7 protein-coding genes are annotated in these 19,946 nt (G+C 70.2%); all 7 read right to left on the bottom strand.

All coding sequences use genetic code 11. The features are described 5' to 3' along the window. Window positions 1-96 precede the first annotated feature (96 nt). Window positions 97-2,943 carry a non-ribosomal peptide synthetase gene (locus OG844_RS29270; protein ID WP_406394298.1) on the bottom strand — a complete coding sequence of 949 codons (2,847 nt, stop codon included), beginning with the start codon at window positions 2,941-2,943 and terminating at the stop codon, window positions 97-99. Continuing rightward, window positions 2,940-13,871: an amino acid adenylation domain-containing protein gene (locus OG844_RS29265; RefSeq protein ID WP_406394297.1), complete on the bottom strand. Its 10,932-nt coding sequence runs from the start codon at window positions 13,869-13,871 to the stop codon at window positions 2,940-2,942. The genes OG844_RS29270 and OG844_RS29265 overlap by 4 nt, the downstream gene beginning before the upstream one ends. 86 nt (window positions 13,872-13,957) lie before the next feature. Then, window positions 13,958-14,173: an MbtH family NRPS accessory protein gene (locus tag OG844_RS29260; protein ID WP_329209918.1), complete on the bottom strand. Its 216-nt coding sequence runs from the start codon at window positions 14,171-14,173 to the stop codon at window positions 13,958-13,960. A 219-nt stretch (window positions 14,174-14,392) separates the two neighbouring features. Beyond that, entirely contained in the window at window positions 14,393-16,882 is a 2,490-nt protein-coding gene (locus OG844_RS29255; RefSeq protein ID WP_406394296.1) for an ABC transporter permease, read from the bottom strand. Beyond that, complete coding sequence (locus OG844_RS29250) at window positions 16,879-17,658, bottom strand: ABC transporter ATP-binding protein (protein ID WP_406394295.1); 780 nt, start codon at window positions 17,656-17,658, stop codon at window positions 16,879-16,881. Before OG844_RS29250 ends, OG844_RS29255 begins: the two co-directional genes overlap by 4 nt. Then, window positions 17,651-19,009: an MFS transporter gene (locus OG844_RS29245; RefSeq protein WP_406394293.1), complete on the bottom strand. Its 1,359-nt coding sequence runs from the start codon at window positions 19,007-19,009 to the stop codon at window positions 17,651-17,653. The genes OG844_RS29250 and OG844_RS29245 overlap by 8 nt, the downstream gene beginning before the upstream one ends. Next, window positions 19,006-19,923 (bottom strand): ornithine carbamoyltransferase, encoded by a 918-nt coding sequence (locus OG844_RS29240; RefSeq protein ID WP_406394291.1) that lies wholly within the window; start codon window positions 19,921-19,923, stop codon window positions 19,006-19,008. Before OG844_RS29240 ends, OG844_RS29245 begins: the two co-directional genes overlap by 4 nt. Between the last annotated feature and the right edge of the window lie 23 nt (window positions 19,924-19,946).

Below are 19,946 nucleotides of genomic sequence, written 5' to 3'. Positions count from 1 at the left end.
GGGGTGGGAGCCTTGCCCCACACCGGGTCCCAGGGGCCGGAACGGGCCGCGCGGCAGAACCGGCGACCCGTCACCTCCAGTTTTCCGACCTGCGGTTCAGCCCGCGCTGACCTCGACCTCACGGCCGAGGAGCGCCGCGACGACCTTGTGCACGTGCTTGCCGTTGTCGGAGTTCGTCATCACCACACAGCCGTTGCCGGACCGTAGTCGCAGCGAGGTCAGCGCGCGGAACCCGGCCGTCTGCCCGCCGTGCCCGAACTCCGGGTCGGCCATCGAGCCGTCGACCACGGTGCCCAGACCGTAGAAGCTCCCGGGGAACGCCTCCGTGAGCATGACCCCGGCGGACTTCGCGGACAGCAGGTCCGAGAAGCCCAGATGGGCCTGCCGGATCTCCACCGCCAGCTGGGCCAGGTCGGAGGGCGAGGACCACAGCCCGCTGCCCGCGAGCACCGGACGTACCCGGTAGCCGTCCAGGAGCGCGCTGCCGTGCTGGTCGTGACCGTCGGCGATGTCCCTGCCGACGGCGTGCGGGTCCTCGGGAGCCAGGAACGAACTGTCCCGCATGCCCAGCGGGCCGAACACCAGCTCCGCCGCCAGCTCCTGGAACTCCTGTGCGGTCACATCCGTCAGCAGCTGCTCGATCATGGCCCACTGGCTGCCCGCCTTGCGGAACAGCGCCCCGGGCTCGTGCTCGGCCTCCACCTCGTCCAGTACGGCGGTCAGCTTCGGCATGGCCTCACCCGGCCGCCACCAGGTGCCGGCGGTCTGCGACAGGCCGGCCGTGTTCGACAGCAGGTGGCGCAGCGTCAGCGGGCTGCCGCCTGCCGCCCTGGGTGCGCGGCGGCCTGCCAGATAGCCGTCGATGTCCGCGTCCAGGTCGAGCACCCCCCGGTCGACGAGACGCAGCGCGGCGAACGCCGTCACGTGCTTGCTGATCGAACCGGCCTGGAACCGGGTCCTCAGCGTCACCGGAGCACCGGTCCCGGTCGCCCTGATCCCGTAGGCCTGCACCCCGACCAGCTGGCCGTCCTTGAGGAGCGCGACCGCGGCGCCCGGCACTCCCTGCGCCTCCATCGCCCCGGCCACGTCGGACGCGGCCTGCGGTCCTCCTGCGGTAGCAACCGTCATCGGCCTGCTCGCTCCCCCATCGGTCTCACCGGTCTCATCGGTCCCATCCGCCTTCGCGCCGTCGATCGTCAGCGCGAGATCTTCGATCGTCTCGCTGTCCAGCAGCATGCGCAGGGTGAGGTCGAGCCCGGCCTTCCGGGCGGCGGCCATCACATGGACGATGCGCATCGAGTCGGCTCCCAGGTCCAGCAGCCGGTCCCGTACCCCCACGTCGGGCACCTGGAGCACCTCGGCGCAGGTCTCCACCAGCAGCCGCTCGGTCCTGGTGCGCGGCGCCACGTACTCCCGGTCGGCGACCAGCGCCGCACGGCCGGGTGCGGGCAGGGCCTTGCGGTCGACCTTGCCGGCCGCGTTCAACGGCATCGCGTCGAGCAGGACGAACGCGGCGGGCACCATGTACGAGGGCAGCGACGCGGCAAGATGCGCGCGCAACTGCGCCTGTTCGGCAGCCCCGTCGGTGACCGCGTAGGCGACGAGCAGCTTCTCGCCGTTGCCGTCCTCGCGTGCGATCACCGTCGCGTCCTCGACCTCGGGGTGGGCCAGGAGCACTTCCTCGATCTCACCCAGTTCGATGCGGTAGCCCCGGATCTTCACCTGGTTGTCGATGCGGCCGAGGCACTCCAGCTCCCCGTCCGCCCTGAACCGCGCCAGGTCGCCCGTCCGGTACATGCGCGAACCCGGCCGACCGCCGAACGGCTCCGGAAGGAACCGCCCTGCCGTCAGCCCCGGCCGGCCGACGTACCCGCGGGCCACACCGGCGCCCGCGATGTACAGCTCCCCGACCACACCCACCGGCACCGGCTGCTGCACGGCATCCAGCACGTACGCCCGGTAGTTGTGGATCGGGCGCCCGATCGGCACACTGCCGGCGTCCGGCGCGACCTCCCAGGCCGTGGACCAGACGGTCGCCTCGGTCGGACCGTACTGGTTGACCAGCCGGTCCACCCGGCCGCCCAGATCACGGGCCAGCGCGGGCGGGCAGTCCTCACCGCCGGTGATGGCGGTCAGCGGGACACGGCCGAGCCCGGCGGCGATGAGGAGCTTCCACCCCGCCGGGGTCGCTTGGGCGTGCGTGACCCCGGCGGATTCGATCAGCCGCAGCTGAGCGGCCGCGTCGTGCACCTCGTCGTCATCGGCGAGGACCACCCTGCCGCCCGTGATCAGCGGCAGGTAGAGCTCGGTCGTCGAGATGTCGAAGGACAGCGACGTGGGGGCCAGCCAGACGTGCTCCGGGCCCGCCCCGTACCGCTCCCGCATCGAGAACAGGACGTTCAGCAGGGAGAAGTGCGCGATCTGCACACCCTTGGGGCGTCCGGTGGAGCCGGAGGTGAACAGCGTGTACGCGAGCCGGTGCCTGCGGGACGGGTCCTTCGGGTCCCGGTCCGCCGACGTGTCCGGACGGGTGTCCGGCCGGGCCGCGATCAGGGCGCGGTCACGGTCGAGGTCGACGACCTCACCGTCGTACCCTCCGCCGAGGCGCTCGTACAGGCCTCCCTGCGTCACGATCAGCCGGGCTCCCGCGGCGCCGAGCATGTAGGTCAGCCGGTCCGCCGGCAGCCCGGCGTCCAGCGGCAGGTGGGAGCCCCCCGCCTTCCAGACCCCCAGCAGGCAGGGCAGGGTGTCCGGCCCGCGGTTCAGCAGGACACCGACCACGGACTCCGGCCCCACCCCGGCCTCGCGCAGCTGGTGCGCGATCCGGTTGGCCCGGACGTCGAGCTCGCGGTACGTGAGGGTCTCGGCGCCCACCTGCACGGCGACGGCATCGGGGGTGGCCGAGACGGTCGCCTCGATCACCTCGTGCACGTATCTGCTCATCCCCACTCCACCTCGGTGTCGTTCCAGTCCTCGAGCACCTGGGTCAGCTCCGCCGTGGACAGGAGCGCCGCGTCCACGTCTCCGTCGGGGTCGGCCGCCATGGCCTCCAGCACCGCCCGGTACATGCCGGCGAGCCTCTCCGCGTTCGCCCGGTTCAGACCGGTGCTGACAGCCCGCAGGACCAGCCGCCCGGGCACGTTGGCGATCGACAGGGTGAACTCGTTGGAGCTGTCACCCGCCCCGCCCTGTACGTCGACCGTCCCGGTGTCCACCTGATGGAAGTCCTGGTAGCGGTACATGATGTCGAACAGCCTTCGTCCACCGGCCAGGCGCTGCACCGCGGGAAGCGGATGGCGCCGGTGGTTGTACACCTCGGCCTCGCGGTCGAAGACCTGCCGGACCAGTTCGCTCCAGGTCCTTGCCGTGCGGTCGTGGGCGAACGGCAGCGTGTTGAGGTACATGCCGTAGACCCGCTCCGCCCCGGGAACCTCCGGGCGTGCGCTGTACAGCACTCCCGTGTGGAAGGCCGGCTCGTTGGTCACCGTGCTGAGCACCTTCAGGTGCGTGGCCAGCAGGACCGCCTTGAACGACGTGCCGCTGGACGTGGCCAGGGCGCGCAGGGCGGGCTCGATGTCACGGAACTCCACCGACAGCTTGAAGTCCTCCCGCGGGGCCCCGTTGCCGTCGCCCCAGTCCGCGGGAAGTACGCACATGGAGTGCCGGTCGACGATCCCCTGCCAGTAGTTCCGGTCCTCGTCCGACTTCAGGGACTCCTGTTCCGCGGCGATGAAGTCGGCGTAACGCACGGCCGTCGGCTCCGGCTGCTCCGGCTCCTCACCCGCCGCGTACGCGTGGTAGACGTCGAGCACCTCCATCAGCAGCGACTGCTGGCTCCACCCCTCGGTGATGGCGTGGCAGTGCGTGAAGCCCAGGTGCCAGGCCTTGTCCGACTCGACGAGCGCGGCGATACGGAGCAGCGGAGGCCGCCCGAGCTCGAACAGCTCGGCACGTTCTGCCGCGATGTGTGCCCGGCGGGCCTCGGCGAACTGCTCGGTGTCCAGACCCCGCAGATCCTGCACGGTCACCGGAATGACGGCGTTCGCACGGACCAGCTGGAGGGGGGTGTCGAACTCCTCGAGGGAGAACGACGTACGCAGCATCTCGTGGCGTTCCACGATCGTCTGCCCGGCGCGGCGCAGGGCGTCGGCGTCGAACGGCCGGCCGTCCTTGATCCGGAACGTGGACGTGTTGTGGTACTTGTTCAGCCCGTCGTCGGCGAGCATCTCGACCAGCATGCCGAGCTGCACCTTGGAGATCGGGTACGCGTCGACCAGGCCGGCCGGGAGCGTCGCGCGGATCTCGTCCGACACCTGGGCGAACGGTGCGACCGCCACCTCCTCCTGGCCGGGCTCCGTTCCGGCGAGCGCGGTGGCGAGTCCGGCGACCGTACGGTGCTGGAAGACGTCCCGGACACCGGCTTCGAAGCCCTCGGCGCGCAGGGCACCGACCAGGGCGATGGCCTTGATCGAGTGACCGCCCAGATCGAAGAAGTTGTCCTCGACCCCGACCCTCTCCAGCCCCAGAACACCGCTCCAGACAGCGGCGATGCGTTCCTCGGTTGGGTTACGGGGGGCGAGGTAGGTGTCGTCAGCCGACCCTTCGGGATCGGAGAGGGCGCGTCGGTCGATCTTGCCGTTGGCGGTCAGCGGAAGCGCGTCGAGGCCGACGAAGACGGACGGGACCATGTACTCCGGCAGTGAAGCCCTGAGCCCCTCGGCCAGCGCGTCCGTGGCGCCGACGACGTAGGCGATGAGGCGCTGGTCCTCCGACACCACCACCGTCGCGTCGGTGACCTGCGGATGAGCGACCAACGCGGCACGGATCTCACCGAGCTCGATGCGATACCCCCGCACCTTCACCTGGTCATCGATACGCCCCAGGAACTCGACCGCACCATCACTGCGCCACCGCACCAGATCACCGGTCCGGTAAAGCCGCGCACCCGCCGGCCCGAACGGATCAGGCACGAACCGCTCAGCCGTCGCACCCGGACGAAACGCATAACCCCGCGCCACACCCGTACCACCGACGAACAACTCACCCACCGCACCCACCGGAACCGGCTGCAGACCCGCATCCAACACCCGCATGATCATGTTCGGCAGCGGACGCCCGATCGGCACCACACCCTCGAACGCCTCGACCAACGGGAAGACACAGGTACCGACGGTGGCCTCGGTCGGACCGTACTCGTTCAGCACCCGGCCCTCGCCCAGCAGCACCCGCCAGCGCTCCACCAGACCACCCGGCAACGCCTCACCCGCAACCACCACACGAGACGTCAGGTCAGTGATCTGTTCGTCCGACAACTGACCGGACAGCACCTCAAGGTGGCCGGGGGTCAGCTTCATGAAAGAGAACGGGCCGGCTGCCGCCAGGCTCGCGCCCAACTCGGTCAGCTCACCGTCCCACAACCACGCCCGCTGACCCGCAGCAAGCGGCGCCCACACATTCGGCACCACCAAGTCGAACGCCACCGACGAGAACACCGGCGCACCACCCGAACCCGACGCCACCAACTCACGCACCGCCCAGTCCACATGATTCACCAGACTGCGATGCGAAACCTGCACACCCTTCGGCCGCCCCGTCGAACCCGACGTGAACACCGTGTACGCCACCGAATCCAGATCAACAACCACATCCGGAGCAGACTCCGGGAACGACGACACGTCATCGCCCACCAGCACCGACTCCACACCCGGGAAACGATCCGCATACGCACCAGAGGTCAACGCAACCGTCACCCGGGCGTCCTCGACCATCCCCGCAATACGACCCGCCGGCAACACCGGATCCATCGGAACGAACCCACCACCCGCACGCCACACCGCCAGCAACGACACCACCAGATCCACCGAACGATCCAGCAACACCGCAACCGTCGACTCCGCACCGACACCCACCGCACGAAGACGATGCGCCAACCGATTCGCCCGCACATCCAACTCGGCGAACGACAACGACCACCCACCCGCCTCCACAGCCACCACATCCGGCGCCGCGGCAACCCAGTGGCTTATGAGCTCGGGCACCGAGATCTCCGGGACCACCACCGCCGAGTCGTTCCACCCGGTCAGCACCAGATCGCACTCACCACCGGGCAGGAACACCTGACGGGCGTCACCCTCCACATCGCCGGCCATCGACTCCAGCACCGACCGGTACATCGCCGCGATCCGCTGTGCGCCGGCGGCGCCGAGCACCTGGGGGTTGACCGTGAGAAGCAGACCACTGCCTCGGGCGGCGACGGCGAGACCGAACTCCGTGGCACCCTCGCCGTCCCCGGAGTCGGTGTCGACGACGTCCGTCTCCGCCTGGGCGTCCGCCAGGTCGAGATAGCTGAAGCGCACGTCGAGGAGTCGCGTGCCGTCACTCAGTTCGCGCTGCATCACCGGCATCGGGAAGCGCCGGTGCGGCCAGAGCGTGCCTTCCTGGTCGAAGACCTGGCGGATCAGCTCCCGCCAGGTCCGTGCGCCGCGTTCGTAGGCGAACGGCACGGTGTTGAGGTACATGCCGTAGACCCGCTCGGCGCCCACGACCTCGGGCCGGCCGCTGGAGACCAGGCCGGTGCAGAAGGAGTCCTCGGCGGTCAGCTGGCTCATCACCTTCAGGTGCGCCGCGTGCAGCACAGCCTTGAGTGACGTTCCGGTGCCGCTCGCGGCAGCTCGGAGCGCCGGGGTGAGGTCGCTGAGCGGCACGTGCACGGTGTTCGCCCGGTGCCCCGGCTCGGGGTCGCCCCAGCCGGAGGGCAGCTCGAACTTGGCGTGCGAGCCGAGTACGTCCCGCCAGTAGTTCCTGTCCTCGTCCGAGGCCAGCGACGCCAGCTCGGCGGCCACGAAGTCCGCGTACCGCACATCGGGGACCGGTACCTCGGGCAGGGTCTCGCCGCCGCGCACCCGCAGGTAGCCCTCGACGATGTCGCTGAGCAGGGTGCGGTGGCTCCAGCCCTCCGTGATCGGGTGACAGACACTGACCGACAGCCACCAGGCCTCGTCGGACTCGACGAGTGCGGAGATGCGGAGCAGCGGGGCGCGGGACAGGTCGAACGTCTCGGCCCGCTCGGCGGTGATGTGCGCCCGGCGCGCTGCTGCCTGCTGCTCGGCGTCGAGTCCTCGCAGATCCTGCACGGTCACCGGGATGACGGTGCTCGCGTGGATGAGCTGGAGCGGAACGGCGAAGCCTTCGAGGTCGAAGGACGCGCGGAGCATCTCGTGGCGTTCCACCACGGCCTGCCCGGCGCGGCGCAGGGCCTCGACGTCGAACGGGCGACCGTCCTTGATCCGGAACGCGGTCGTGTTGTGGTACTTGTTCAGGCCCTCGTCGGCGAGCATCTCGACCAGCATGCCGAGCTGCACCTGTGCCAGCGGGAAGGCGTCCACGAGGCCCTCGGGCAGCTTCGCCCTGTCCTCGTCCCCGATCAGCGCGAACGGTGCGACGACGGCGGACTCGGTGACAGGCTCCGTTCCCGTGAGCGCGGTGGCGAGTCCGGCGACCGTACGGTGCTGGAAGACGTCCCGTACCCCGGCTTCGAAGCCCTCGGCTCGCAGGGCACCGACCAGGGCGATGGCCTTGATCGAGTGACCGCCCAGATCGAAGAAGTTGTCCTCGACCCCGACCCTCTCCAGCCCCAGAACACCGCTCCACACTGCGGCGATGCGTTCCTCGGTTGGGTTACGGGGTGCCACGTAGGTGTCCTCAGCCGACCCTTCGGGATCGGGGAGCGCACGTCGGTCGATCTTGCCGTTGGCCGTCAGCGGAAGCGCGTCGAGGCCGACGAAGACGGACGGGACCATGTACTCCGGCAGCGATCCGGCCAGCCAGGCCGACAGGTCATCGGCGCTGCCGACGACGTAGGCGATGAGCCGCTGGTCGTCCGACACCACCACCGTCGCGTCGGTGACCTGCGGATGAGCGACCAACGCGGCACGGATCTCACCGAGCTCGATGCGATACCCCCGCACCTTCACCTGGTCATCGATACGCCCCAGGAACTCGACCGCACCATCACTGCGCCACCGCACCAGATCACCGGTCCGGTAAAGCCGCGCACCCGCCGGCCCGAACGGATCAGGCACGAACCGCTCAGCCGTCGCACCCGGACGAAACGCATAACCCCGCGCCACACCCGTACCACCGACGAACAACTCACCCACCGCACCCACCGGAACCGGCTGCAGACCCGCATCCAACACCCGCATGATCATGTTCGGCAGCGGACGCCCGATCGGCACCACACCCTCGAACGCCTCGACCAACGGGAAGACACAGGTACCGACGGTGGCCTCGGTCGGACCGTACTCGTTCAGCACCCGGCCCTCGCCCAGCAGCACCCGCCAGCGCTCCACCAGACCACCCGGCAACGCCTCACCCGCAACCACCACACGAGACGTCAGGTCAGTGATCTGTTCGTCCGACAACTGACCGGACAGCACCTCAAGGTGGCCGGGTGTCAGCTTCATGAAAGAGAACGGACCCGCCTCCGCCAGGCTCGCGCCCAACTCGGTCAGCTCACCGTCCCACAACCACGCCCGCTGACCCGCAGCAAGCGGCGCCCACACATTCGGCACCACCAAGTCGAACGCCACCGACGAGAACACCGGCGCACCACCCGAACCCGACGCCACCAACTCACGCACCGCCCAGTCCACATGATTCACCAGACTGCGATGCGAAACCTGCACACCCTTCGGCCGCCCCGTCGAACCCGACGTGAACACCGTGTACGCCACCGAATCCAGATCAACAACCACATCCGGAGCAGACTCCGGGAACGACGACACACCGTCCTCGTCGTCGACCCGCACCACGGCCACGTCGAACCGGTCCGCGTACGCATCCGACGTCACAGCGACCGTCACCCGCGCGTCGGCCACCATGCCCGCGATGCGGCCGGCCGGCAGCACCGGGTCCATGGGGACGAACCCACCACCCGCACGCCACACCGCCAGCAACGACACCACCAGATCCACCGAACGATCCAGCAGCACCGCAACCGTCGACTCCGCACCCACACCAGCCGCACGAAGACGATGCGCCAACCGATTCGCCCGCACATCCAACTCGGCGAACGACAACGACCACCCACCCGCCTCCACAGCCACCACATCCGGCGCCGCAGAAGCTCGACGCGCCACCAGCTCAGGCACCGACACCTCAGGCACCACCACCGCCGAGTCGTTCCACCCGGTCAGCACCAGATCGCGCTCACCACCGGGCAGGAACACCTGACGGGCGTCACCCTCCACATCGGCGGCCATCGACTCCAGCACCGACCGGTACATCGCCGCGAGGCGGTCCGTGCTCTCCCTGCCGATGAGATGCCGGTTCGCGGTGATCACCATGAACCCGGCACGGGTGGAGACACCCAGCGGGAACTCGGTGGGGCTGTCGTCGAGCGTGGCCGGGTAGTCGACGAGGTCCTGGTCGACCTGCCGGAAGTTCTGGTAGCTGAAGCGGACGTTGACGAGCCGGTCGCTCGTGCTGAGCTCGCGCTGCATCACGCCCAGCGGGTACCGGCGGTGCGGCCACACCTCGATCTCCTGGCCGAAGACCTGGCGCACCAGATCTCGCCAGGTCTCGGCGCCACGGGTGAAGGCGAAGGGCAGCGGGTTGAGGTAGACCCCGTACACCCGCTCGGCGCCCACGGCCTCCGGCCTGGCGTTGGTGACGAGGGCGGTGAAGAAGGACTCCTCCGGCGTGAGCTGGCTCATCACCTTGAGGTGCGCCGCGTGCAGGACGCTCTTGATCGGTACCTTCGCCTTGCTGGCCAGTGTCCGCAGTCCGGCGTCCAGGTCGTGGTAAGGCACCCAGGCGCGGTGCAGTCCGCGCGGTGTCTCCTCCGGGTCGTCGCCCCAGCCGGCGGGCAGTTCGAAGGAGGCGTTGTTCTCCAGGACCGTCCGCCAGTAGTCCCGGTCGTCGTCCCCGGCCAGGGAGACCAGCTCGGCGGCGACGAAGTCCGCGTACCGCACGGCGGCGGGTGCGGGTTCCTCGACCGGCGTCCCGTCGCGCAGCGCGCGGTAGGTCGTGGCCAGTTCCATCAGCAGGGAGTGGTGGCTCCATCCCTCCAGAACCGCGTGGCACTCGGTCAGGGTCAGCCACCAGGAGCCGTCGTCGCAGGCGTGTCCGGTGAAGCGGATGAGCGGGGCCCGGGTGAGGTCGAAGAGCTGGGTGCGCTCCTCGGCCATGAAGGCGCGCAGCGATGCCTCGACGGCGGCGCCGTCGAGCCCCCGCAGGTCACGTGCGTCGACCGGCGAGGTGACATCGGACGGGGCGTGGACGAGCTGCAGCGGTACGGAGTAGCCCTCGATCGCGAACGAGGAGCGCAGGATCTCGTGCCGGGCCAGCACGGTGTCCACGGCCTGCTGGAGCAGCTCGCGGTCGAAGAGCCGGTCGTCGAGGATCCGGAAGCAGGTCGAGTTGTGGTAGTGGTTTCGGCCGTCGTCGGCGAGCATCTCGACGACCATGCCGAGCTGCACCTGCGCCAGCGGGTAGGCGTCGACGAGGCCGGCCGGCAGCCGGTCGAGGTCCTCCTGCACGAGCAGGGCGAAGGGCTCGACGGCCGGTTCGGCCTTGGCGGGGGCGGGGCGTCCGGTGATGAACGCGACGAGTTCGGCGGGGGTCCGGTGCTCGAACACGTCGCGGACCGTCACGTCGTACTCGCCGTCGCGCAGTGCGCCGACGAGTGCGACGGCGCGCAGCGAGTCGCCGCCCAGGTCGAAGAAGTTGTCCTCGACGCCGACCTGCTCGACCCCGAGAACGTCGCGCCAGACCGAGACCATCTCCTCCTCGGCCGCGGTGCGCGGCGCGACGTGGGCGGCCTCGACCCCGAGTGCGCTGCGGTCGGGGGCGGGCAGTGCGGCCTGGTCCAGCTTGCCGTTGACGGTCAGCGGGATCTTCCCGACGACGAGGAAGGCCGTCGGAATCATGTAGTCGGGGAGTGACCCGGCCAGCAGGGTCCGCAGCTCGCTGGGCGCGGCCACGGCATCGCTGGTGGGTACGACGTACGCCACGAGCCTGCGGTCGCCGGGGGTGTCCTCCCGGGCGACGACGACGGCGTCCCGTACACGCGGGTGGGTGGTCAACGCGGCCTTGATCTCACCCAGTTCGATGCGGTGACCGCGGATCTTCACCTGGTGGTCGATGCGGCCCAGGTAGTCGAGGCTGCCGTCGGGCCGCCTGCTCGCCAGGTCACCGCTGCGGTAGAGCCGGGAACCGGGCTTTCCGCACGGGTCGGGTACGAAGCGTTCGGCGGTCAGGGCCGGCCTGTTGAGGTACATGCGGGCGACGCCGGGGCCGCCGACGTGGATCTCACCGGGCACTCCGACGGGCACCTGCTCGCCGTGCGGGCCGAAGAGGTGCACCTGCAGGTCGCGCAGCGGCACCCCGATCGCGTTCCCGGTGTCGGACTCCAGGTCGGACTCGGTGAGCAGGTGGTACGTGGTGTGGACGCAGGTCTCGGTGATGCCGTACAGGTTGGCCAGCGCGGTCTGCTCCAGGCTGCGGCGGGCGACCCAGGGTTTGAGGCCCGGGATGTCCAGCCGCTCGCCTCCGAACGACACGACGCGCAGCGAGAGTTCGTCGAGCAGTCGGTGTCCGTCGGCGGCGAGGGAGACCAGGCTGCGGAAGGCGGACGGGGTCTGGTTGAGGACGGTGACCCGTTGCTCGGTGAGGAGGCGCAGGAAGTCCTCGGGGGCGCGCGCCACGTCCGGCGGAACGACCACGAGACGGCCGCCGTAGGCGAGGGCGCCCCAGATCTCCCAGACCGACATGTCGAAGGCGTAGGAGTGGAAGAGCGTCCATACGTCGTTCTCGTCGAAACCGAAGTGCTCCTCGGTCACGGTGAACAGGCGCAGCACGTTCGTGTGGCTGAGGCCGACGCCCTTGGGGCGGCCGGTGGAGCCGGACGTGTAGATGGTGTAGATCAGGTCCTCGGGTACCGCTCCGGACTCGGGGTTGCTGTCCGGGGCCGCGGCCAGGGCGGCAGTCTCCGCCTCCCCGTCCAGCACCACGAGCAGTCCGTCGACGACGTCGGTCAGGTGCGCGGCGTGCGCACCGGAGGTGACGACGATCCGGGCACCCGCGTCCTTGAGCGTGTAGCCGATGCGCTCGGCCGGGTGCTCGGGGTCCAGGGGCAGATAGCCGGCGCCCGTCTTGAGCACGGCGAGGAGGGTCGGCACCAGGTCGAGGTCGCGGTCCAGGCTGACGCCGACGAGTCCGCCGGGGCGTGCGCCGTGGGCCCGCAGGTGGTGGGCGAGCCGGTTGGCCCGTGCGTTGAGTTCGGCGTAGCTCAGCTGCTGGTTGCCGAAGACGAGGGCGATCGCGTCGGGGGTTGCCGCGGCCCGGTCCTCGACGAGCTCGTGGACACAGCGGTCGGGCGCTTCGAAGTGCTCCGGCTCGGGCAGCAGGACGGCCAGATCGGATGCGTCCAGCATGTCGAGGCGGGAGAGCCGCAGGTCCGGGTCGGCGGCGGCCGATTCGACCAGTCGCACGAAGTGCCGGGCCATGCGCTCGGCGGTGGCCCGGTCGTAGAGGGCGGTGCTGTACTCCAGCGTGCCCCGGACACTGCCGTCCGCGGATTCGCTCAGCTGGAGGGTGAGGTCGAAGCGCGAGACGCGCGAGGTCGCGTGCAGGGACTCCGCCCCGACGCCGGGCAGCCGGAAGTCGCGGGTGCGTTCCCGGTGCATGGTGAAGGCCACCTGGCACAGAGGGGTGCGGGACATGTCCCGCACCGGCACCAGTTCGTCCGCGAGACGCGCGAACGGGAACTCCTGGTTGTCGAAGGCGTCCAGCACGGTCTCGCGGGCGCCGACGAGCAGCTCCCGGAACGTCGGGTCGCCCTGCCACTGTCCGCGCAGGACGAGGGTGTTGATGCCGTAGCCGATGAGCTGTTCGAGTTCGGGGCGGCTCCGGCCCGACACGACGGTGCCGACCGCGATGTCGTCGCGGCCGGTGTACCGGGAGAGCAGCGCCTGGTAGCCGGCCAGCAGGGTCTGGAACGGGGTGGCGCCGTGCGCGGAGCCGAGCGTGCGGAGCTTCTCCGCCAGCGGGGCCGGGATCTCGATGGGCACCGCGTCGCCGTCGTAGCTGCGGGAGGCCGGGCGGCGCCGGTCGGTGGGCACCTCGAGCGGGGTGCTGCCGGCCAGCTGACCGCGCCAGTAGTCGAGCTGCTTGGTCAGGCCGTCACCGGCGAGGCGGGTGTGCTGCCAGGCCGCGTAGTCGGCGTACTGGACGGCCATCGGCGCCAAGGGGGACGGCTTGCCCTCACTGAACGCGCCGTACACGTCGGAGAGTTCGGACATGAACAGGCCGACGGACCACTCGTCGCAGGCGACGTGGTGGAAGACCACGACCAGCAGGTGGTGGTCGTCGGCGATCCGGATGAGCCGGGCCCGCAGCGGCGAGCCGTTCTCCAGGTCGAAGGGGCGGCCGGGCTCCGCCTCGGCCAGTGCGAGGGCGCGCTGTTCCCGCTCGGCGATGTCCGCCGTGCCCGTGAGGTCGTCGACCGGAAGGCCGAACGGGGCGGGAGGGTCGATCAGCTGGACCGGCTCGGCGCCTTCGAGGCGGTACCGGGTGCGCAGGATCTCGTGCCGCGCCACCAGTTCCTCGAAGCTGCGGCGCAGCACCGAGGTGTCGAGCGGCCCGTGCAGCCGCAGGGCGACCGGGACGCTGTACTCCCAGCTGTCCGGGTCGAGCCTGCTCAGGAACCACATCTGCTGCTGACCGTGGGAGAGCGCCAGCGGTCCGCCCCGCTCGACCGGCACCACTGCGGCACGCCGGCCGCTGCGGCCTCCGGCGAGTCGGGCGCGCACCAGTTCCTCGCGCCTCTCCTCGGCCTGTCCGCCCGTGCGAACTTCGCCAGTACTCATGCTGAGCGCCCCTCCCGACCTTCGTTCCGTACGTCTCACTGGGTGTCCTGCGTGGTGCTGCCGCCGGTCCTGCCGACGGTTCCTGCTCAGGCGCCGGACTTCTCCATGCGGCGGCGCAGGCTCGCGGGCCGCATGTCCGTCCAGACCTCTTCGATGCGGTCGAGGCAGACCTGCCGGGCACCCTCGGTGCCCTCGGTGTGCCAGCCGGCCGGCAGCTCCCGGTCCGCGTCCCAGATCGAGTACTGCTCCTCGTCGTTCAGGACGACCCGGTAGACGCGGTTGTCGGTCTGCTCGTCAGCCATGTCGGTTTCCCTTCGGTGGTCGGATTCGCACTCAGCTTCGGACGCCCGCCTATACCGGCCCTCTACTGAACGCATCCGTACACACGCGGCCACAACGCAGCACGCGGCCCGGTCCCGTCGGGGGAGGCGGGACCGGACCGCGTGGGTCTCGGGGTGCTACGGGTGGGGGGCGCCCCGCTGCCGGAAGGCTGCCGGGCACCCCTGGAAGGCGTGGCCGGGCTACTCGCGCGAGCCGAGGAACTGGACGGTCCGCGCCCGCAGTGCCGCGCCGACGGGCAGCACCGTGCCGATCACGGCGAGGAGCGTGGACACGAGGGCGACGGCGATGACGATCACGTACGGCACGACGATCGGTGTCGTACCGAACAGCTGGAGCAGCGCACCCCACAGGCCGGCCAGGTTGACCGCGGTGGCCGCGAGTGCCAGTGCCACCCCGATGGCGGAGACCAGCAGGGACTCGGCGACGAAGAACCGGACGACCTGTTTCGGCGTGGCCCCTGCCATCCGCAGCACCGCCAGGTCACGGCGCCGGTCGGCCGTCGCCATGAGGAGCGTGTTGAGGATCGCGATGAAGCAGAAGATCATGATGATCACCGCGGTCGAACGCTGCCGCACCTCCGTGAGATGACGTGCGTACGCGCTCTCGGAAGCGACCAGTTGGTCCCTCGTCATGAACTCCGCTCCGCCGCCGGCCACCGCCTTGCGGATCTGTGCGGTGATCGCGGCGTGATCGGCACCGTTGTCCAGCGTGATGTAGGCCCTGCGCGCGAGACCGTCCCGTGCGTAGACGGCCGACGGGGCGAACCGCTGCGGCAGGTACGCCACGTCCTCGCCCCGCAGCGCCTTGTACGTCGCCGCGACCCGCAGTTCGACGCGCTCGCCGTCGGGCATCTCCACGGCGAGCCGGGAGCCGACGTCCATGCCCCACAGGTCGGCCACGGCCGTGCTGTTGTCGTCGAGGTCGTCCAGGGACCCGTCGATGACCTTCAGGTCCATCGTCTTCTTCAGCGCGACGGGATCGACGACGAGTCCGTCGTTCTCCTCGTACCGGTCCTCGTCCTTGGTGTAGACGGTGGTGAGGATCGGCGCCGCGATGTGCACGCCATCGATCGCCGCGACGCGCTCGATCACCTGCGGGCTGATGCCCGGGGTTCCGTCGGGTGCGAGTGCGTACTGCGAACTGACCCGGTTCTGCAGCCCGTTGTCACGTGCGGCACCCAGCGAGTCGGTGGCCGCCAGCAGCGAGAAGGCCAGCCCGACGGTGAGCAGGACGGGGGCCGCGGTGGCAGCGGTACGCCGCCGCGAGGTCAGCGCACTTTCGCGCACCAGCATCGCGGTGGGCCCCGAAGCACCCCGGAAGGGCAGCATCAGCAGCTTGGTGAGCGGTCCGACGACCAGCGGCGCGAGCACCGCCGCGGCCAGTACCGGCACCATCAGCGACACGACGTAGACCGTGGGCGAGAGCACGCTCGTCGGGGACGCGACGGCGATCCACGCCGTCCACCCGACACCGCCCACCAGGGCGATGACACCGAGCAGCGCCCTGCCGGGCGTCACCCCCGTGTCATCGACCGAGGCTTCGCGCAGCGCCTCGATGGGACGGATGCTGCCGGCCCGGCGTGCCGCGGCTGCCGCACCCCCGACCGCCACCAGGAGGCCGACCAGGAAGGCGGCGGCGAGCGGCGCCAGAACGGTCCAGTGCAGCGAGGGCTCCACCGTGAACCACTCGGGCGAGATGTCCATCGCGATGAGCATGTCGGCGAGGAGCTGCGCGCCGAACAGACCGAGGACCGTGCCCACCGCGGAGGCGACGATGCCGACGAGCAGCGCCTCGTTGCGGACCATCTTGCGCACCTGCTTGGGGGTGGCGCCGACGGTACGCAGCAGTGCGACCTCCCGGCGACGCTGGACCACCGCGAAGGCGAAGGTGGAGGCCACCACGAAGATCGCGGTGGTGCCGGCCACGCTGGCCATCACCGGAACCAGCGTGATGGTGTTGTCGAGCGTCTCGCGGTCGGCTGCCTCGCTGGCGTCGGCCTTGTGCCGGTCCTGGCCGGTGAGCACCGCGGCGCCGTCACCGACTGCGGCCCGCACGTCGGCGACCGGGCCGAGCGCCACCAGGGACTCGATGCGCGGGGAGAGCCGGGCGGCCTCCGCCTCGGTGAAGAAGACGGCGTCCTCCCAGCCGACCGGGGAGACCGTGCCGCTGACCGTGTACTGCTCGACGCCGGAGGCGGTCAGGACCGTCACCTTGTCGCCGGTACGGGCCTGGTCGGACGGGACCACGACGTCCTTGGCGCCGGACGGCTCCTTGCCGTCGGCCAGGTCGTAGCCCCCGAACCGTGCCACCGGCCAGGGGTGGCCCACCTGGTCGGCGGGGCCGCCCTCGAGCTGGGCGTAGAAGGCACGGTCGACCACGGTCTCGCCGGTGGCGGCGACCTTCTCGCTCAGCTCGGCCGAGATTCCCTGGGCGGCCGCGAGCGACCGGATCCCGAGGTCGTGGTGGGCCGGGTCCCAGTCCGGGTCGGACGCCTGCACCACGGCGGGCGCCTCGGCGAACCGTTCCACCGGCCGGTCCGGCAGGTCGAGCATGGTCATGATGAGTACGCCCATGGCCGCGACCTGCGCGACCCCGAGCACCAGCGCCACGACGGTGCCGAGGAACGACACCCACCGTGCCCGCAGGGTCTGGAAGGCAACCCTGATCACCGCGACACCGCCAGGTCCGTCATCCGCGCGGCGACCGCCTCGGCGGTGGGCGAGCGCAGCTCGCCGACCAGGCTGCCGTCGGCGAGGAACAGCACTCTGTCCGCGTACGCGGCCACGTTCGGGTCGTGCGTGACCATCACGATCGTCGTCGTCACCCGCTCGCCGTGACCGGGAGCAGGCACGACGCCGGGCTCCGGCACCGGCGCACCGGCCAACTGCCGGAGAGTGTCGAGCAGTTCGCGTCCCGTGGTGAGGTCGAGTGCGCCGGTGGGCTCGTCGGCGAAGAGTACGGCCGGCCGGGCCACCAGCGCACGGGCGATGGCGACACGCTGCTGCTGACCGCCGGACAGCTGGCTCGGCCGGCTGCCCGCCTTCTTCTCCAGCCCCACCTGGGCGAGCGCCTGCTGCACGGTCCGGCGCTTGGGCTTGCGCCCGGCCAGCCGCATCGGCAGCGCCACGTTCTGCTCGGCGGTGAGCGAGGGCAGCAGGTTGAAGGCCTGGAAGATGAACCCCGTCGTCTCGCGACGGAGTTCGGTGAGCTGGGTCTCGTTCAGCCCGACGATGTCCTTGCCGTCGATGAACACCCGCCCCGATGTGGGCTTGTCGAGTCCCGCGGCACACTGCAGGAGGGTCGACTTGCCGGAGCCCGACGGGCCCATGATGGCGGTGAAGCTCCCGCGGGGAAAGGACAGACCGATCTCGCGCAGCGCCGTCACCGCGCTGTCCCCGGATCCGTAGGTCTTGGTCAGCGACTCGAGCCGCACTGCGTCATCCATCGATTCTCCGCAATTCCAGGGTGGTGAGGGGATCGGCCGTCGACCCGTCCGCGATGGCAACCGGCTCGGGCTGTGGGGGCGGTGCGCTGTCCTGCCGGTCCTCGAGCGCCGCACCCGGTCTGGTGAAGACCACGGTGGCGACCAGGGCGAGCACCACCATCACTCCCGACACGACCATGAGCGTGTGCCGGGTGCCGACTGCCTCCAGCAGATACCCGGTACCGAGCGCACCGAGTGAACTCGCCCCCGACACAAGGAGCATGACGACACTGCCGACCCGCCCCTGCATGTTGTTGGGGGTGATGCGCACCTGGTAGGACATGCCGGAGACAGTAACAGCGGCTCCTATATGAGACGTTATGAAGAAGAGCACACCGAGTGCCACGGGTTGTCTGAAAAATACCGCTGCGGGCATGACCAGCGCCCAGGTCACATGCGCGATGATCATGATCTGACGCATCGCCAGCCGCTTGTTCAGCCAGCCGCCGACCAGGGCCCCGAACAGCCCTCCCATACCGCCGGACGCCATGATGAGCCCGATGGTGCCCGCGGCGCCTCCATCCTCCCTGACCACGACGGCCACGGTGAGGATGAGCCCCTGGAAGACCAGATTGCTTCCCGCGATGATCAACAGCGCCGTACGGAAAAAGGCGCGATCCCATACCCACCGCAGCCCGACCGCGATGTCGGCCCGCATGTTGCGGCGCTTGTTGCCCGGCCTGGGAGGCGGCTCCTTCTCCCCCCGCAGCCGCACGAGCGTGATCAGCGAGAGCAGGTACAGCCCGACGCTCGACATGAACGGCATCCACGCCGAGAGACCGAACATGGCACCGCTCACCGGATGTCCGATGAAGTTGACGCCCCGTGAACGTGCCTCGTTCGTCGCCATCGCCGCCCCCAGCTGACTGGGCGGCACCACACCGCGGACCATGGCCCGCTCGGACAGCTGGTAGAAGACCGTCATGCTGCTCTGGATGAACGCCACCGTCGCGATGTGCCAGACCCAGACGGTGTCCCCCAGCAGCGACACAGCCACCGTGGCGACCGCGACCATGCGCACGATGACGCACGTCATCATCACCCGCCGGCGGTTCAACCGGTCCACCAGGACACCGGCCGGCAGCTGGACCAGCAGCGCCGGCAACAGGCCCGCGAAGCCCACGAGTCCGGCCGCGCTCTCCGATCCGGTGTCCCACAGCACGAGCAGCGTGAACGCCATGCCCGAGCAGCGCTCCGCCATGACGGACATGGCGGAGCCGGTCCACAGCAGCCGGAAGTCGCGGTAACTACGCAGCGTCGGCAGCGCGTGCTTGCTTCTTCGCCGTACCCGATACCCCCCCTCGTCACTCATGGCCGATCGGCCCAGCACCATTCCAGGACAGCCATCGCGCTGTGCAGCTTGTGCGTGGCCTGGGTGAAGGCGATGCTCGCCGGCCCGTCCAGCACCTCGGCGGTGACCTCCTGGCCGCGGTGGGCGGGAAGGTCGTGCAGGAGGACGGCGTCCGGACTCTCCTCCCACAGCTCGCGGGTGACCTGGAACGGTGCGAAGACCTCCCGCCAGTCGGCGGTCGGCTTGCTGGTTCCGGTGGTCTGCCAGCGCGTGGTGTAGACGGCGTCGACACCCGCGGGCAGGGCGCCCATGTCGTGCTGCTCGGACACCTTCGACCCGCTGCGCGCCGCCTGTTCGGTGGCGGTGGCGAGAATCTCCGGCGCCAGCCCGTAGCCGGGCGGAGTCCGCAGTTCGAGCTCCGTCCCGGGGAACCGGGTCAGGGCGAGAGCCAGGGCCGCGGCACTGTTGTTGCCCTCGCCGACGTACAGGACCCTCAGTCCCTCGACGCGGCCGAAGTGGTGCTGCAGCGTGGTGAGATCGGTGAGCCCCTGGGTGGGGTGCTCCTCCGCGCTCATCGCGTTGATGACGGACATCCGCCCGCCGGCCGCCCAGGCCCGCAGCTCCTCGGTGGCGTCCGCGGTGCGGGCCACCAGCAGGTCCAGCATGCCGGAGAGCACCCGGCCGGTGTCCTCGGTCGTCTCCCCCGTGTTCAGCTGCAGGTCGTCGGGGCCGAAGGTCACCGCCTTCGCCCCGAGCCGCAGGGCACCACTGGTGAACGCGGTACGGGTACGGGTGGACGTCCGCCGGAAGTAGACGCCGACGATCGCGTCCTCCAGGGACTTCGCCCGGGCCCCGGCGGCGAATTCCGCCCCCCGCTCGACCAGGCCCCGCAGGTCGTCGTCGGTCAGGTCGCTGATGGAGATGAGGTGTCGCATGGGCACGTCCTTCGTCTCGACGG

Source organism: Streptomyces sp. NBC_00887 (assembly GCF_045207585.1).
The sequence above is the reverse complement of the archived record's forward strand: the minus strand, read 5'-3'. Positions and strand labels throughout refer to the sequence as shown.

Bases quoted from the DNA above. Each gene is read 5' to 3' on its own strand.
- OG844_RS29250 (WP_406394295.1), bottom strand. From the start codon at position 17,658: ATGGATGACGCAGTGCGGCTCGAGTCGCTGACCAAGACCTACGGATCC.
- OG844_RS29245 (WP_406394293.1), bottom strand. From the start codon at position 19,009: ATGAGTGACGAGGGGGGGTATCGGGTACGGCGAAGAAGCAAGCACGCG.
- OG844_RS29265 (WP_406394297.1), bottom strand. From the start codon at position 13,871: ATGAGTACTGGCGAAGTTCGCACGGGCGGACAGGCCGAGGAGAGGCGC.
- OG844_RS29270 (WP_406394298.1), bottom strand. From the start codon at position 2,943: ATGAGCAGATACGTGCACGAGGTGATCGAGGCGACCGTCTCGGCCACC.
- OG844_RS29260 (WP_329209918.1), bottom strand. From the start codon at position 14,173: ATGGCTGACGAGCAGACCGACAACCGCGTCTACCGGGTCGTCCTGAAC.
- OG844_RS29240 (WP_406394291.1), bottom strand. From the start codon at position 19,923: ATGCGACACCTCATCTCCATCAGCGACCTGACCGACGACGACCTGCGG.